Raw genomic sequence first — 15,971 nt, forward strand, 5'->3', positions numbered from 1 at the left:
GACGCGGGTACCGTTGAGGACGATGTCGTAGACCGCAGGAGGAGGGGCCATGCCGGACGAGGAACGGACGACGACGGACTGGCGCGCGCTGGCCGCCGCCCTCGCGAACGACGACACCCGGACGGTGTACGCGCAACTCGTCCTCGGGCAGGAGCCCGACCTCGGCGGCACGCAGCGTGCTGTGCGGCGGGCCGAGCAGAGCGTCCAGACGTTGTCCCGGGTGGGCCTGCTGGACGACGGCGGGCGCGTCTCGGGCGAGGTGTTCCGCGATCTCCTCGCGGCCGCCGCGCCGCCGAAGCGCGAAGGGGTCGACCGCTTCCTGGTCGACGGTCGGATCGTGCAGTACCCGTCGAATCCGGACGAGCGGCAGGCGCTGTTGCAGCGCGTCGCGGCATCAGCGCTCCAGCCGGGCGAGGTGGTCGACGAAGCCGAGATCAACGAGCGGTTGTCCGCGTTCCACGACGACGTCGCGGTACTTCGGCGGTACCTCGTCGACGCGCAGCTCGTCGAACGCACGCGCTCGGGGACCGAGTACGCGCTCGTCACCTGAGTCGGACGCCCTTCGACAGGCTCAGGGGTCGAAGCGCGCGACGGTGGACCTCCTCCGGTCACTGAGCTTGTCGAAGTGGACACGGGGCTCGTGCGGGGCTGCCCTTCGACAGGCTCAGGGACCGGTGCGCGCGACGGTGGACCTCCTCCGGTCACTGAGCTTGTCGAAGTGGACACGGGGCTCGTGCGGGGCTGCCCTTCGACAGGCTCAGGGACCGGGTGGGAGGCTCAGGGACCGGGTGGGAGGCTCAGGGCCCGGGTGGGTGGCTCAGGGTCGGGTGGGGGCTCAGAGTCGGGGTGGGGCTCAGTGGCCGGCGGCGAGCCCACGGCCCGCCGGCCGGCGTCAGGCGCGGATGTCCTTCGTGAGTTCCTCCACGAGGGCGGCCCGCTGCTCGCGGGTGGACGGTCGACCCTCGGCATCGGGACGCTCCTGCCACGGGAACGGACCCGTGGCGCGGCGGTACTCGACCCCGAGGGCGTCGAGGCGGGCGAGGTGCTGCTGCAGCCGCGCCTCGAAGCCCGCGAGGTCGCGCTCGCGGCCGACCCAGGCGACCTCGGCGAGGGCACACAGTCGCGGATACGCCTGGTAGTCGATGACGCGGGCGGAGTCCATGTGCTCAGTCCAGATGTTCGCCTGCACCCCGATGATGTGCTCGGCCTGCGCCTCCGTCAGCTCCGCCGGCACCGGCTCGAAGGTGTACACCTCCGCGACCGTCAGCGGCGGCCCGACCGGGATCGGCTCACCCGGCAGCTCCGACTCGCGGTAGTCGAGGTAGACGCGGTCGTCCGGGCAGGCGATGACGTCGTACCCCTGGCGTGCGGCGGCGACCGCACCGAACTCGCCGCGCCATGAGGCGACGGTCGCGTCCTTCGGCAATCCGCCGCCCTCGAGGATCTCGTCCCAGCCGTACAGGCGCCGGCCGGCGGCGGACAGGTGCGCCTCGAGCTGGCGGATGAACCACGCCTGCAGCGCTTCGACGGAGTCGAGCCCACGCTCGGCCATGAGGGCTTGTGTCCGAGCGCTCGCCGCCCAGCGGGTCTTCTTCGCCTCGTCGCCACCGACGCCGATGAAGGTCGACGGGAACAGCTCCATGACCTCGTCGAACACGGTGCGGAAGAACGCGACCGTCTCCTCACCCATGTCGAGGATCGCCTCGTTGATGCCCCACCGTGTCCACACCGACGGCTCGTCCGCGTCCTGCGCCACGTCCGGCACACCCAGCTCCGGGTACGCGGCGATGATCGCTCGCGCATGGCCGGGCAGGTCGATCTCGGGGACGACCGTGATGGACCGCTCAGCGGCGTACGCGACGATCTCGCGCAGGTCGTCCTTCGTGTAGAAGCCGCCGTGCGGGCGGCCGTCGCCGGGAGCGTGCCGCGCTGCACCGTGCTGGCTCTCGGTCCGCCAGCCGCCGACCTCGGTCAGCTTCGGGAAGGCGTCGATCTGGATGCGCCAGCCCTGGTCGTCGGTGAGGTGGAAGTGGAGGACGTTGAGCTTGTGGCGTGCGGCGAGGTCGATGAACCGCAGCACGTCGGACGTGGGGAGGAAGTGCCTGGCCACGTCGAGCATGACGCCGCGCCACCCGAAGCGTGGGGCGTCGTCGATGGTCGTCGCCGGGACGGTCCAGTCGACGCCGGGGACGAGCGCACGGCGGTTGACCGCCGGGGGGAGGAGCTGGGTCAGGGTCACCGCACCGGAGAACGCGCCGGAGGCGTCGGCGGCGACGATGCGCACACCGCCCGCGTCGACCACGAGCCGGTAGCCGCCGGCCGCGACGGTGTCGTCGTGGATGAACGTGATGCTGTCGGTCCGCATGTCGATCCGTGCGTCGAGGTCGAACCCGGTCGACGTCTGCAGTACCCCGCGCAACCAGCGGGTCGCGGCCGTGAAGCGGCGGTCACCACCGAGCCCGGTCGTCTCGCTCAGCGTGAAGGCGCCGTCGTGCTGCTGGATGGACACGGGCAGTGGAAGCATCGGTGGTTCTCTCCTCGAGTGCTGATGGGCCGTTCTCAGGACATCTGCGGCGCGGCTGGCCGGGAACCCGGCGACACGCCGGAGGACTCCTGAGAGCGGCCCCGGATGGTGGAGGTCAGGACGGGCGGTCGACGAGGGTGGTGAGCCGGTCGGCGATCAGCGTATCCGAGACGACGGTGAGCGGCGACTGGCCGGCCTCGGCGGCGAGCTCGGCGATGCTGCGGCCGACGAGCTCGCGGAGGTCGGGGTGCGACACCTGCGCGATACGCACAGCGGACCAGTCGACGCGCTCGTCGAACGGCGGCTCGGCGAAGGCGCGTTCGAGTTCGTCGACGACGGCGTCGTCTCGGAGACGATCGATGACGGCATCGCCGCCACCGCCCGTCACCCAGGTGGGCAGCAGGGCGGTGAGGGCGGTGCCGCGGAGGACGCCGTCGAGCAGGATGGTGCCGGTGCCGTGATCCATGGGCCGCTCTCCAGTCGTCGGACGATTGCGCATGTTGCAACGGGGGTTGCGTCAATGCCCGACAACTGTAAAGGGTCCGAACAAACGTGTCAACGGTGTGGAGACGGGGGCGGCGAGGAGGGTTGCTCGGCACTTCGACAGGCTCAGTGACCGGGGGAGGGTGGCTTGGTGACCGGGGAGGTGGCTCAGCACCCAGGGCCCCTCCGTACCCGGCTCGGCTACTCCACCAGGCGGAGGCGGACCGCCATGAACTGGCGGCCGGGCAGGTCGACCCGGACGGTACCGGTGTGGGTGCCGGGGAGGGTCTCGACCGTCATGTTCCAGGTGTCGAGCACGTCGACGTTGAACTCGCCCTCGGGGAGGAAGACGTTGCGGAACCGCGGCCGGTTGAAGCCGAAGTAGCCGATGACGTAGCGGCCGGCGACCCCGCCCCACGGCACGTCCCAGTCGCCGGGCAGCGGATCGAGGACGCCCGTCGGGGACTCCGCCGAGATGCGCTCCAGGAACGCGATGCGGTCGGGACTCGAACCGATGAGCGGCCCGCCCTTCGACCAGAACAGCTCCTCCCGGTCGTTGAGGTAGGTCTCGCCGTGGCCGACGTAGCCGCCGCGGATCGCCCCCTCCCAGAACCGTCGCACCATCTCCTCGCCGGTGATGTTGCCCCAGCCCTGGTCGATGTCACCCTCGTAAGCGCACTCGTCGATGACGATCGGCTTGCCCCACTGCTCGCGCCAGGCGTCGGTGTTCTCCGCGGTCCGGTAGACGTCGACGCGCTGCACGCTGCAGTGCGTGATCCAGGGCTTCGCGTAATCGTAGAACCCCTGGCAGTTGTGGATGGAGTTGAGATGGCCGTGCGGGTCCTCCGCGCCGACGACCGCCGCGAGCCGCTCCCAGTCGTCGTTCGTCTTCGCCCAGAGCAGGTCGTACTCGTTCGCCATCGACCACCACACGTTCGCGAACGCGGCGAGCCGGCGGACGGCGTAGCGGAGGTACCGCTCGTCGACGGCTGGACCGAGGTCCGCGAAGCCCCAACGGTCGTAGGCGTGGAAGAGGATGAGGTCCGCTTCGATGCCGAGCGCGCCGAGCTGGGTGATGCGCCGCTCGAGGTTCGCCCAGTACGCCGGGTCGAACCGCTCGTGGTCGAAGCCGTCGGCGAGCGAGCCGATGAAGGGGAACGTCTCCGGCTCGTTCGCGTTGTAGAGGTACGACTTCGGGAACACGCACATGCGGATCTTCGTGAACGGCGCGGCTTCGAGGGCGCGGAGGGTCTCTTCTTGCAGCTCCTCGGGCTGGTGCGTCCAGGCGTAGGCGGTCGTGCCGAGCGGGCGATGGCGGGTGCCGTCGGCGTGGGCGAAGTGGAAGCCGTCGACGCGCACCGGCCCGTGGCTGCCCGTCGCCGCGGCCGACACGGTGAACGCGCCTGCGACGCCGTCGAGCGATCGGGCGGTCGAGCTCGTGGTGAACGACCACTCGCCCGGCTCCTCGGCGAGCAGCCGCACCAGGTACCTGCCGTCGCCGTCGTAGAACCCACCGACCGTGAGCTCGCGCGCGCCGTTCGTGAACGTCGCGCCGAGCTCCACGTCGACGAACGGGTTGCCGTGCGACGGCCCGTCCAGCCGGATCTCCACGACGCCGTACTGCGGGACGTCGCCGGGGACCGTCAGGGTCGCCGAGCCGCGCGGGACGTCTTCGCCCTCGTAGTCGGTGGCCGGCTCGATCGCGGCGCCGTAGGGTGCGCGGGCGTCGGGACCGTCGTCGACCTGTGCGAGCGCCGCCCACAGGCGATCCTTCGCCGCGTCGTCCTGCAGCTCCGGCACGATCGCCGACAGCTGCCCGAGCCGGATGCTGCGGAACTGCTTGGCCATCGGCGATGCGGCGATGCCGGGCAGGAACTGCTCGAGGACGGTGCGGCCCGCGGGGCTCTCGATGACGTCTCCGAAGGCGGAACTGCGGTCGAACATGGATCTCCTGTGATCGGCCGAGCGGGGTCGGCGGCGGGTGCTACTGGTGCGGGCGGTGCGAGTGTTGCACGTGGAACAGTCGGGTGGGGGTTATCGCGCAACTCCTGGAGCCGGACGGGCTGCAGCCAGAGCGGCGCCCACGTCGTCGAGCATCGACGGCGGCGTGAACATGAGGAGCTGACGGACGGTCCGACCACGACTCCACTGGGTGCCGCGGCGGATGTCGTCGGCCTTGGCCTGATCGTGGGCACCCACCGAGCTGAGAAGGGCGTCGTAGGCGGTCGGTCGGTCGATGATCTCGGAGAGCGGCGAGTCGAGGCCGAGCGTGATGTCGTCATCGGCACTCGAGCCGGCGTCCGTGACCTCGACCGTCCAGTCGTGGCGACCGGATCCGACCGTCTCCTCCGGGGCACCCGGCAACGCGACCGTCGCCGTCGTGTTCGGCGGCACGACCGCCGACACCCGGAGTGACGACCCTTCGCGCCGCCACGCCACCGATGCCTCGCCGTAGGGCGTGACATGTCGGGCCTCGGCGTGGTCGAGCCCGTCGATCGGCCGCGGTGCGATCCGGAGTTCGCGGTAGCCGGGAGCCGCGGGAGCGAGGCCGGCCACGGTGCGGTGCAGCCAGTCGGCGACGGCACCGAGCGCGTAATGGTTGAACGAGGTCATCTCGCCCGGGTTGACCGAGCCGTCATCGAGCAGGCTGTCCCAGCGCTCCCAGATCGTGGTCGCGCCCTTGGTGACGGGCGAGAGCCAGGAGGGGTTCTCGGTCTGGAGTATGAGGCGGCCGGCCGCGCGGAGGTGTCCGCCGTCGGCGAGTGCGTCGGTGATGAGCGGCGTCCCCACGAAGCCGGTGCCGATGCGGTAGCCGTCGGCGCGAACGAGGTCGGCGAGGCGGTCCGCGAGGCGCTGTCGCAGGGCGGGGTCGTCGACGAGGTCGAACCGCAGGGCGAGGGCGTAGGCGGTCGGCGCGTCGGACATCATCCGCCCGGCGGGCGTCACGTACTCGGCGGTGAAGGCCGCCCGACTCCGCTCGGCCAGGTCGCCGTACCGCTCGGCGTCCGCCGTCTCACCGAGGAGCCCGGCGGTGTCGGCGAGGATCCGGAGGGATCGCGCGTGATAGGCGCTCGCGACGATGTCCGAGTCGACCCTGGCCTTCGCCGGCTGGTCCGGCGGTGCGCTCGGGTCGAGCCAGTCGCCGAGCTGGAAGGTGTTCGACCAGAGACCGTCGGTGCTCACCCGGAGGACGGCCTCCACCCAGGAGCGCATCGACGGGTACTGCTCGCGCAGGATCCCGAGGTCGCCGTAGCGCTCGTGGAGCACCCACGGCACGACGGTCGCGGCGTCGCCCCAGGCCGCGGTCGGCCCGCCACCGGCGAATCCGGACAGCGCGGCCGGGACCACCATGGGGACGACACCGTCCTGGTGTCCCTGCTCGAGCGCGAGGTCGCGCAGCCAGGAGTCGAGGAAGGCGGAGCTGTCGTAGAGGAAGCTCGCGGTCGGTGCGAAGACCTGCAGGTCACCCGTCCAGCCGAGCCGCTCGTCGCGCTGCGGGCAGTCGGTCGGGATGCTCAGGAAGTTGCCGCGCATGCCCCAGACGACGTTCTCGTGGAGGCGGTCGAGCAGCTCGTGCGAGGAGGAGAACCAACCCGTGCGCGTGAGGTCGCTGTGGAGGACGACGGCGGTGACCGACGCCGGGTCGAATGCGCCCGGCCAGCCGTCGATCTGCGCGTAGCGGAAGCCATGGAAAGTGAAGCGCGGCTCGATCGTCTGCTCGCCGTCGCCCGAGAGCGTGACGTGGTCGGTGGCCGCGGCGTTCCGGAGGGGACGCAGGGCGAGTTCGCCCTCGTCGAGGACCTCCGCGTGCCGGAGCGTGAGCGTCGTGCCCCGCGGGCCGGCGACGGTGAGCCGGAGGCGGCCGACGAGGTTCTGGCCGAAGTCGAGGATGGTCGCGCCCGAGGGCGAGGTGAGCACCTCCGCCACCGCGCGCTCCTCGATGCGACGGACGGGCGCGGCGATGCGGGCCTCCGGCACCGGGTGCGCAGCGTCGTCGACGAGGGCCGGGGCCCAGGTGGACGCGTCGAACGCCGTCGTCGACCAGCCGGGTTCGGCCAGGGTGGTGTCGATCGCCTCGCCGGCGTAGATGCCGCTGTCGACGAGCTCGGCACCGTCGGCCGCCGACCAGCTCGCATCGGTGACGAGCGTCTCCGTCGTCCCGTCGAGGTAGTCGAGCTGCAGCTGGGCGGCGAAGCGTGGCTGGTCGCCGTAGATCCGCTCGGCGAACTGGAAGAACCCGTAGCGCTCGGTGTACCAGGCGCCGGCGACGGTCGCGGCGAGGACGTTCTCACCCGGCTCGACGAGCGCGGTGACGTCGACGGTCTCGTGCACGAGGCGGTCGCCGTAGGCGGTCCAGCCGGGGGAGAGGACGTCCTCCGAGGCGGGCCTCCCGTTCAGCTGCGGTTCGGCGGCACCGAGCGCGGTCCAGAACAGCCGGGCGCGACGGACGGGCCCGCCGGCCGTGAAGGTGCGGCGCACCCGGATCGGCTGCGCCGGACGCTCGGGCGCCGCGAGACCGATGAAGCGGGCGGTCCAGGCGCCGTCGGCGAGGAACGCGGCCTCGACGACGGTCGGCTCGCTCCAGGGTGTCTCCTCACCCGCGGTCGACGCGGCACGGACCTCGACGGTGCGCACCTCGTCCGGTGCGAGCGGGGTGAACGGCCAGGAGACGAGGACGGAGTCGCGGCCCTCGATGCGCGCCGTGGCACCACTGCCGTCCCGGAGCTCGGCCCAGGCCTGCACCCAGTCGGAAGCCGAGGTCTCGACGGTCCAGGTCAACCGAGGCGTCGGCGTCGCGACCGCCGGGCTGTCGTCACGGGTCTCCGCCCGCAGCCGACCGATCCGCGCCACGTGCGCGGTCATCGGGAGGTCCCTGCCGCGATGGTGACGACGTGTTCGTGAACCAGGTCGACGACGGACGATCCGATCCGGAGGGTGACGTCGCCTGGCTCGACCTGCCAGCCGTCCGCCCAGTGGGCGAAGACCCGGGCCGGCAGCGCGACCTCCCAGGCGACCGACTCGCCGGCGCCCGCGCGGACGACGGCCGATCCGACGAGCCAGCGCACGGGGCGGTCGACCGAGGAGTCCGGTCGCTCCGCGTACACCTGGACGACGTGCTTGCCGGCGCGGTCACCGGTGTTCGTCGCGGTCCCGGCGACGCGGGCGTCACCGGAGGCGACGTCACCCGAGACCTCGCCACCGTCGATGGACCAGCTCGTGTACCCGAGCCCGTGGCCGAACCAGTAGGCGGGCGTGGCACCCGAGCGGAGCCAGGCGCGGTAGCCGATGTGGATGCCCTCCTCGTAGCGGAGCACGCCATCCACCGGGGTGACGTCGAGCACCGGGACGTCGTCGAGCGCTGCGGCCCAGGTGGTGCTCAGGCGACCACCGGGTTCGGCGACACCGAGGAGCACGTCGGCCAGGGCGTTGCCCATCTCCTGTCCGCCGAACCAGCCGAGGAGTACGGCGGCGACCTCGTCGCTCCAGGGGAGCAGGACCGGGGCGCCGGAGTTGACGATCACGACGGTGCGCGGGTTCACGGCGGCGACGGCCCCGACGAGCTCGTCCTGACGGCCGGGGAGCGTGAGGTCGCTGCGGTCCCAACCCTCCGACTCGACCTTCGAGTTCGTGCCGACGACCACGACGGCGACATCGGCGGCGCGGGCCGCCTCGACCGCCTGGGCGATGAGGGCGTCGGGGTCGGAGTCGTCGGGAGCGCGACCGACGGTGACGCTGATCGCGCCGAGACCGTTCTCGCTCGGGGAGAGGTCGAACTCCGCGCGGAGTTCGACGGCGACGTCGGCCTGGGCGGCGAACGCCCCCGTTGCCGACGGCGGGGCGAGCAGCGCCGCACCGAGGTCGTTCCCGACGACCACGGGCTGCTCGTCGACGAGGAGGACGCCGTCGACGAAGAGCCGACCGTGGAGTCCCGTGGCGAAGCCGAGCCGCAGCTGCTCGGTGGCCTCCGGCGTGTACGTGGTGGTGAGCACGAGCTGCGACGCCGTGGTGACCGGGGCGTCGCCACCGAACCAGACGAGCGCGGTGGAGCGGCGGTCCTCGGTGAAGAGTTCCGCGCCGTCGGCGTCGAGGAACGCGGCGACGAGACCGGGGTCACCCGTGCGCGGATTGGTGAGGCGCTCGAGCGGCAGTTCGGCGACGCCCTCCTGCACGATCGCGCCGACGGCGTAGTCGATCGTCGCCTCGGGGAGCGCGAGTCGGAGTCCCTCGAGGGGGCTGACGGTGTGCTCGGGGAGGACCGTCGCGCTGCCACCGCCCTGGGTGCGCGAGTCGCGGGCGTTGTGCCCGATGACGGCGACGCGGGTGAGCGTGGCCGCGTCGACAGGCAGGGTGCCGTCGTTGTCGAGCAGCACGACGCCCTCGGTCTCGGCCTCGCGGGAGAAGGCGACCCCGTCGACCGGGGCCGGCGCCAGCGCTTCGTCGCCGAGCGCACCGACGCGGACCGCGAGGGCGAGGAGTCGGGCGACCTTGCGGTCGACGTCGGCCTCGGCGACGCGGCCGTCGCGGACGGCCTCGACGAGGGCCGCGCTCCATGCGGGAGCGGGGCCGGGCATGGCGAGGTCCTGCGACGCCGGTGCCGAGCCGAGGCTGCGGACGCCGGTCCAGTCGCTGACGACGACGCCGTCGAAGCCCCACTCCGAGTTGAGCGGCGTCTCCAGGAGGTCGTTCTCGCTCATCGTGACGCCGTCGACGGAGTTGTAGGCGCTCATGATCGCCCAGGTGCCCGCCTCGGTGACCGTGCGCTCGAACGGCGCGAGGTAGAGCTCGCGGAGGGCGCGCTCGCTCGCGTGCACGTCGACCGTGAAGCGGTCGGTCTCGGAGTCGTTGGCGACGTAGTGCTTGGGGGTGGCGGCGACGCCGTTGTCCTGCAGGCCGCTGACGTAGGCGGCCGCGAGCGAACCGGTGAGTTCCGGATCCTCGCTGAAGGCCTCGAAGTGCCGCCCGCCGAGGGGGGAACGGTGGAGGTTGATGGTCGGGCCGAGGACGACGTCGACGCCCTTCCGGCGGGCCTCGGCCGCGGCGACGGCACCGTAGCGGTAGGCGAGTGACGGATCCCACGAGGACGCCAGTGCGGTCGCCGACGGGAGGTTGATCGACGGCGAGCGCTCGTCCCACAGCGGACCGCGGACGCCGGCCGGGCCGTCGGACAGGACCATGGCGCGGAGGCCGATCTTCTCGAGCGGCACCGTGGTCCAGAAGTCGGCGCCGGAGACGAGCGCGACCTTCTCCTCGAGGTCGAGCCGGGCGACGAGGGCGTCGATCGCCGCGGTGTCGACGGGCTTCGTGGCGGCGGCGTGCCGGGGAGTGGTGATGGTCATGCGATGTGGGTCCGTTCTGGGGTGGCCCTTCGACAAGCTCAGGGACCGGATGTGGGTCTCGGGGACCGGTTGTGGGTCTCGGGGACCGGATGTTGGCCCTTCGACAAGCTCGGGGACCGGTGGTGCGCCCGGCCAGCCAGGTTCCTGGCCCCGGCCGACCGGGCGGTCGAAGCGACGGTCAGGCGGCGGACTCCGCCGCACGCTGCTCGTCGATGAGGCGGCGGCGCTCCACCCGACGGTCCTCCTGGCGGTCCGGATCGGGGATCGGTGCCGCCATGAACAGTCGCTGCGTGTAGGGGTGGGCCGGGTGCGCCGTCACCTGGTCGCCGTCGCCGGACTCGACGATCTCGCCGTGGTACATGACCGCCACGCGGTGGCTGATGTGCCGGACGACCGCGAGGTCGTGCGAGATGAACAGGTAGGCGACGCCCGTCTGCTCCTGGATGTCGATGAAGAGGTCGAGGACCCGCGCCTGCGTCGACAGGTCGAGGGCCGACACCGGCTCGTCGCACACGATGAGCTTCGGATCGAGGGCGAGCGCCCTGGCGATCGCGATGCGCTGCCGCTGGCCGCCCGAGAACTCCCGGGGGAGCCGTGAGGCTGCGCCGGTCGGCAGCTGCACCTGGTCGAGCAGGGATCCGACGCGCTTGCGGGCGTCGGCACCAGAGACGCCGCGGACGGTGAGCGGCTCGGTGAGGATCTGCTCGATCGTGAGCGAGGGGTTGAGTGAGGAGTACGGGTCCTGGAACACGACCTGGATCTCCGAGCTGAGTGCCCGGCGCTCCTTGCGCTTCAGGTGCCCGATCTCCTGGTCGCGGTAGCGGATGCTGCCGCCGGTGACCGGGGCGAGGCCCAGCACGGCGCGACCGAGCGTGGTCTTGCCGGAGCCGGACTCGCCGACGAGGCCGACGGTCTCACCGGGCTTGATGTCGATCGACACGCCCTTGAGGGCCTTGAACGACTGGGCACGGAACCCCTTGCCCGGGTACTCGACTTCGAGGTCCTTCACCTCGAGCAGTGACGACGTCATCGGGTCTCTCCTGTCAGGTTCGTCGCGAGTGCCGGTCGGGCTGGACCCTCGTCGAGGATCGCGCCGAGCAGCGACTGCGTGTACGGGTGCTGTGCGTGGTTGAAGATCGAGCGCACCGGCCCGGTCTCCACGATGAGGCCGTTCTGCATGACCGAGACGCGGTCGCAGAGGTCGGCGACCACACCGAAGTTGTGCGTCACGAGGAGCATCGCCATGTGGCGCTCCGCCTGGAGGTCGCGCAGCAGGTCGAGGACCTCTGCCTGCACGGTCACGTCGAGGGCGGTGGTGGGCTCGTCGGCGATGATGATGTCCGGGTCCGTGGAGACGGCGCCGGCGATGAGTACACGCTGCGCCATACCGCCCGAGACCTCGTGCGGGAATGCGGCGAAGGTGCGTTTGGGGTTCGGGATGCCGACCCGCTCGAGCAGGGCGAGTGCCTTGTCCGTCGCCTCCTTCTTACTCAGGCCGAGGGTGACGCGCAGGGGTTCGACGAGCTGGCTGCCGATCGTGAACGCCGGGTCGAGGTTCGACATCGGCTCCTGCGGGATGTAGCCGATGCGCTTGCCGCGGATGGCCGTGTACTCGCGCTCCCCGAGGGTGTCGAGTCGGGTGCCCTCGTAGCGGATCGTGCCGTCGGTGACCCGGCCGCCGCGGGGCAGGAGTCCGAGGACACCCCATGCGGTCTGGGTCTTGCCCGAACCGGACTCACCGATGAGGCCGTGGACCTCGCCCTTGCGGATGTCGAGGTCGACGCCGTGGACGACCTCGGTGACCCGGCCGCCCTCCTGGTCGTAGCCGACGCGGAGGTCGCGGACGCTGAGGACGAGCTCCTCGGCGCGGACGGCGGCGCGGGCGTCGTCGTCGTGGCGGATGGGCGGGACGCCGACGATCTCGTCCTCGCTGATCCCGGAGGTGCTGATCGACTGCGTGACGATCGTGTTGGAGCCCGTCTTCGACGTCGTCACGATCTTGCGACGGCGCCGACGGACGGACACGGTGCGCTCGAGCTCGTCGCGCATCGCGTTGGCGAGCAGGGTGAGCGCGATGCAGGTGAGTGCGATCGCGAGCGACGGCCAGACCATGAGGATCGGTGCCTTGTAGATGTTCGTGAAGCCGTCGTTGAGCATCGACCCCCAGGTCGGCACCGACAGGTCGCCGAGACCGAGGAACTCGAGGCCGGACTGGATCGCGATGGCGATGCCCGCGATGATCGCCGACTGGATGATGATCGGTGCGCGGACGACGGAGAGGATGTGCTTGCCGATGATGCGCGGGTCGCTGAGGCCCGAGACCCGGGCGGCGTCCACGTAGAGCTCCGAGCGCACGGCCGTGACCGCCGCATAGACGAGGCGGAAGTAGGAGGGCGAGAGCAGGATGCCGAAGATCGCCATCGAGATCCAGACCGACGGGCCGAGGACGGCGCGGGCGGCGAGGAGGACGACGATGCCGGGCAGCGCCATGATGAGGCCCGTGAACCAGGACGACACGGAGTCGAACCAGCCCTGGTAGTACCCGGCGATCAGCCCGGCGACGACCCCGATGACGATGGCGACGATGAGGGCGAGGAGCGCTGCGGCGACGCTGATCTGGGTGGCGGCGAGCAGGCGGGAGAACACGTCGCGCCCGGCGCTGTCCGCTCCGAGGAGGTGGTCGGCGCTCGGAGGCGCCAGGACCTGCTGCAGGGACGCGAGATTCGGGTCCTGCGGGGCGATGAGCGGTCCGAAGATCGCGACGACACCGATGAGCGCGAGGAACACGAGCGACGCGGCGCCGATCGGACGCTTGAGGAGCCGACGCAGGAGGTTGACGCGGACCTGCGGGGTCGGGACGGTGAGCGGGGTTTCGATGGCGGTCATGACAGTCGCACCTTCGGGTTGAGCGCAGCCTGCGCGAGGTCGATGAGCAGGTTGACGACGACGACGATGATGGCCGTCGCGATGACGACCCCCATGACGATGGGGATGTCGCCCTGGGTCGTGGCCTGCACGGCGAGCTGACCGATGCCCGGCAGGGCGAAGATCTGCTCGATGATGACGGCGCCGCCGAGGAGGCCGATGAACTGCACGGCGAGGACGGCGAGGGCGGGGCCGCCGGCGTTCCGCAGCACGTGCTTGTAGATGACGCGGCCCGTGCCGAGCCCGCGGCTGCGGAGCGTCCGGACGTAGTCCTTCGACATCGCGTCGACGACGGAACCGCGCACCTGCTGCGAGACCGTCGCGATGGCGCCGATCGCGAGGGCGATGATCGGCAATGTCACCGAGGCGACCCAGCCGGAGAAGGAGGTGGTGATCGGGATGTACCCGGTGGCTTTGAACAGGCGCAGGTTGATCGCGAAGGTGATGACGAGGACGAGCGCGATGAGGAAGCTGGGGATCGCGAAGCCGATGACGGAGATGAACTGGACGACGTTGTCGATCCATCCACCGCGACGGGCGGCGAGGACACCGAGGATGACGGACACGATCGCGGCGATGATGGTCGCCCCGAGCACGATCGAGAGGGTGACGGCGAGGCGGCCGGTGACGCCGGAGGAGACGAGCTGGCCGGTGAACCACGAGCGGCCGAGGTCGCCCTGGAAGGCGGAGGTGATCCAGTCGAGGTACTGCACCGGAAGTGGGCGGTCGAGGCCGAGTTCGGCGGCCTTCTTCGCGACGGTCTCGGTGGTGGCGCTCTGGCCGAGGATCCGGCGGGCGATGTCGCCGCCGCCGAGGTAGAGGAGGGAGTACGCGATCACGGAGATCACGAAGATGAGGACGACGCCGGACACCAGGCGTCTGAGGATGAATCCGAGCATGGGTCACTCCAGGAAGTGGGTGAGTGAGGGGTGTTGGGGCCGGCCCGCCCGAGCGCTGGGCACTCGGGCGGGCCGGGATCGATACGACACGTGCGAACAGTCGGTCCCGGTCCCTGAACCTGTCGACGGGCGAACCCCTCGACCGGCTCAGGGATCAGCGGACTACTTCGGCTGGATGTCGTAGATGGACGGGTACGCGTTCGTCGGGATCATCTTGACGGTCGTGTTGGCGTCCGTCGCGAAGCTGCCCTGCACCCGGTAGAAGGGGGCGAACCAGGCCTGCTCGACGATGTAGGCGTTGAGTTCCTTGGCGACCTTGCCCTGCGTCGCCTCATCGCCGTACTGGATCTGCTTGATGTACTCGTCGACCTTCGGGTCGTCGTACTTGAAGGGGTTGAAGACGGCGTTCGGGGCGATCATGAACTGGATGAGCTGCCAGTCCGGGTTCTGCTCCAGCGCCATGAAGGAGACGGGGAACTTCGGGGCCAGGAGGTCGGCGATGAAGTTGTTGCCCGGGTCCGTGTACTCGGCCGTGATCCCGACGTCGGCCAGCTGCTGCGAGATCAGCGTGTAGGTGGTGGCGCCGAGCACCGTGGAGGACGGCATCGAGAGCGTCAGGCCGTCGGCGTAACCCGCCTCGGCGAGCAGCTCCTTGGCCTTCTCGGGGTCGTAGCCGTAGCGGTCGTCGAGCGACTTGTCGTAGGCGGGGGAGTTCTCCGGGAAGACCTGACCCGTGACCGTGCCGTTGTCGTTCTGCAGCGCCTTGAGCAGGGCCGGGCGGTCGAACGCGTAGTTGATGGCCTGGCGGACGCGGACGTCGGCGATCGCCGGATTCATCGTGCCGGCGCGGTCGAGGAGCAGCATGCCCTGGAAGTCGAGCTCGTTGGCGTTGACGGTCCAGCCGGCGCCCTCGACCTCGGCGAGGTTGTCGTTGTTGGCGAGCTTGATGCCGTTGACCTCGCCCGACTTGACGGCGTTGAGGCCGGCGGTCGCGTCCTGGAGGACGTTGATGGTCAGCTTGTCGTAGTGCTGCCAGTCCTTGTTCCAGTAGTCGGGGTTCGCGGTGTAGCTGTAGCTCGTGCCGGTGACGGTCGCGGCCGTGTCGAGCACGTACGGTCCGGAGCCGACGGGGTTGGTGGCGAGGTCGGGGCTGTCGAACGATTCGGCGCTGGCGATCAGGCCGGGGTCGCGGGTGAGGTAGTTGAGCATGGCCGGGTCCGGCGCGCTCAGGGTGATGACCACGGTGGTGTCGTCGGGTGCCTCGACGGAGGCGACGCCCGCGAAGTAGCCGGCGTCGGGGGAGGTACCGGTCTTGAAGCGCTCGAGGTTCTGCTTGACGACGTCGGCGGTGAGCTTCGACTTGTCGGTGAAGGTGACGTCGTCACGGATCTTGAGCGTCAGGACGGTGTTGTCGTCGTTGTACTCGTAGGAGGTCGCGAGTGACGGGACGATCTCGCCGTCGGCGGTGGCGACGAGCAGGGTGTCGAAGACGGCCTGGTAGAAGGGCGAGCGGTTGCCCCATTCGGAGCCGGCCGGGTCGAACGTGGTGGGGGGAGTGATCGCACCCAGGATCAGGGTGCCACCGGAGCCGCTGTCAGAGCCGGAGGTGCTACCGGAGCATCCGGTGAGCACGAGTGCAGCAGCGGTGACCGCGACGGCTGCGGTCGTCTTCCATCGGAACATCTTTGTCCATTCGCTGTGAGCAATCCCTCATCGGATCGCTGGTGATTGAGGACGCTAGCATGAAACCCGAGTGGTCACTAGCTTTTTGTTTTCGACCATGTCACAGTTGGATCACGACCA

The 15,971-nt window shown here is 70.5% G+C and carries 10 protein-coding genes; 1 reads left to right on the plus strand and 9 read right to left on the minus strand.

The window, feature by feature from the left end:
* The first annotated feature begins 49 nt into the window (after window positions 1–49).
* On the plus strand, window positions 50–550 hold the full coding sequence (locus FGL15_RS09775) for a DUF2087 domain-containing protein (RefSeq protein ID WP_138945886.1): 501 nt from the start codon (window positions 50–52) through the stop codon (window positions 548–550).
* Between the two features lie 342 nt (window positions 551–892).
* Here the strand turns inward: FGL15_RS09775 and FGL15_RS09780 are convergent, their stop codons facing one another.
* From FGL15_RS09780 to FGL15_RS09820, 9 genes are all read right to left on the minus strand, one after another.
* Entirely contained in the window at window positions 893–2,524 is a 1,632-nt protein-coding gene (locus tag FGL15_RS09780; protein ID WP_138945887.1) for a beta-N-acetylhexosaminidase, read from the minus strand.
* Window positions 2,525–2,639: 115 nt separating this feature from the next.
* The gene (locus tag FGL15_RS09785; protein ID WP_071261463.1) at window positions 2,640–2,990 is read right to left on the minus strand and encodes a hypothetical protein; all 351 of its coding nucleotides are present in this window, start codon (window positions 2,988–2,990) and stop codon (window positions 2,640–2,642) included.
* Between the two features lie 218 nt (window positions 2,991–3,208).
* On the minus strand, window positions 3,209–4,951 hold the full coding sequence (locus FGL15_RS09790; protein ID WP_138945888.1) for a DUF5605 domain-containing protein: 1,743 nt from the start codon (window positions 4,949–4,951) through the stop codon (window positions 3,209–3,211).
* Window positions 4,952–5,041: 90 nt separating this feature from the next.
* Window positions 5,042–7,870, minus strand: a complete 2,829-nt coding sequence (locus FGL15_RS09795; protein ID WP_138945889.1) for a family 78 glycoside hydrolase catalytic domain — start codon at window positions 7,868–7,870, stop codon at window positions 5,042–5,044.
* Complete coding sequence (locus FGL15_RS09800; RefSeq protein WP_138945890.1) at window positions 7,867–10,344, minus strand: beta-glucosidase; 2,478 nt, start codon at window positions 10,342–10,344, stop codon at window positions 7,867–7,869. The genes FGL15_RS09795 and FGL15_RS09800 overlap by 4 nt, the downstream gene beginning before the upstream one ends.
* Before the next feature lie 178 nt (window positions 10,345–10,522).
* Window positions 10,523–11,374 (minus strand): ATP-binding cassette domain-containing protein, encoded by an 852-nt coding sequence (locus FGL15_RS09805; protein WP_064295413.1) that lies wholly within the window; start codon window positions 11,372–11,374, stop codon window positions 10,523–10,525.
* Window positions 11,371–13,230, minus strand: a complete 1,860-nt coding sequence (locus tag FGL15_RS09810) for a dipeptide/oligopeptide/nickel ABC transporter permease/ATP-binding protein (RefSeq protein ID WP_138945891.1) — start codon at window positions 13,228–13,230, stop codon at window positions 11,371–11,373. Before FGL15_RS09810 ends, FGL15_RS09805 begins: the two co-directional genes overlap by 4 nt.
* Window positions 13,227–14,168 (minus strand): ABC transporter permease, encoded by a 942-nt coding sequence (locus tag FGL15_RS09815; RefSeq protein ID WP_085511322.1) that lies wholly within the window; start codon window positions 14,166–14,168, stop codon window positions 13,227–13,229. The genes FGL15_RS09810 and FGL15_RS09815 overlap by 4 nt, the downstream gene beginning before the upstream one ends.
* Before the next feature lie 162 nt (window positions 14,169–14,330).
* Window positions 14,331–15,851 carry an ABC transporter substrate-binding protein gene (locus FGL15_RS09820; RefSeq protein WP_085511321.1) on the minus strand — a complete coding sequence of 507 codons (1,521 nt, stop codon included), beginning with the start codon at window positions 15,849–15,851 and terminating at the stop codon, window positions 14,331–14,333.
* Window positions 15,852–15,971 lie beyond the last annotated feature (120 nt).

The sequence above is a fragment of the Plantibacter sp. M259 genome (assembly GCF_006065115.1).
GTDB classification, from domain to species: Bacteria; Actinomycetota; Actinomycetes; order Actinomycetales; family Microbacteriaceae; genus Plantibacter; species Plantibacter auratus.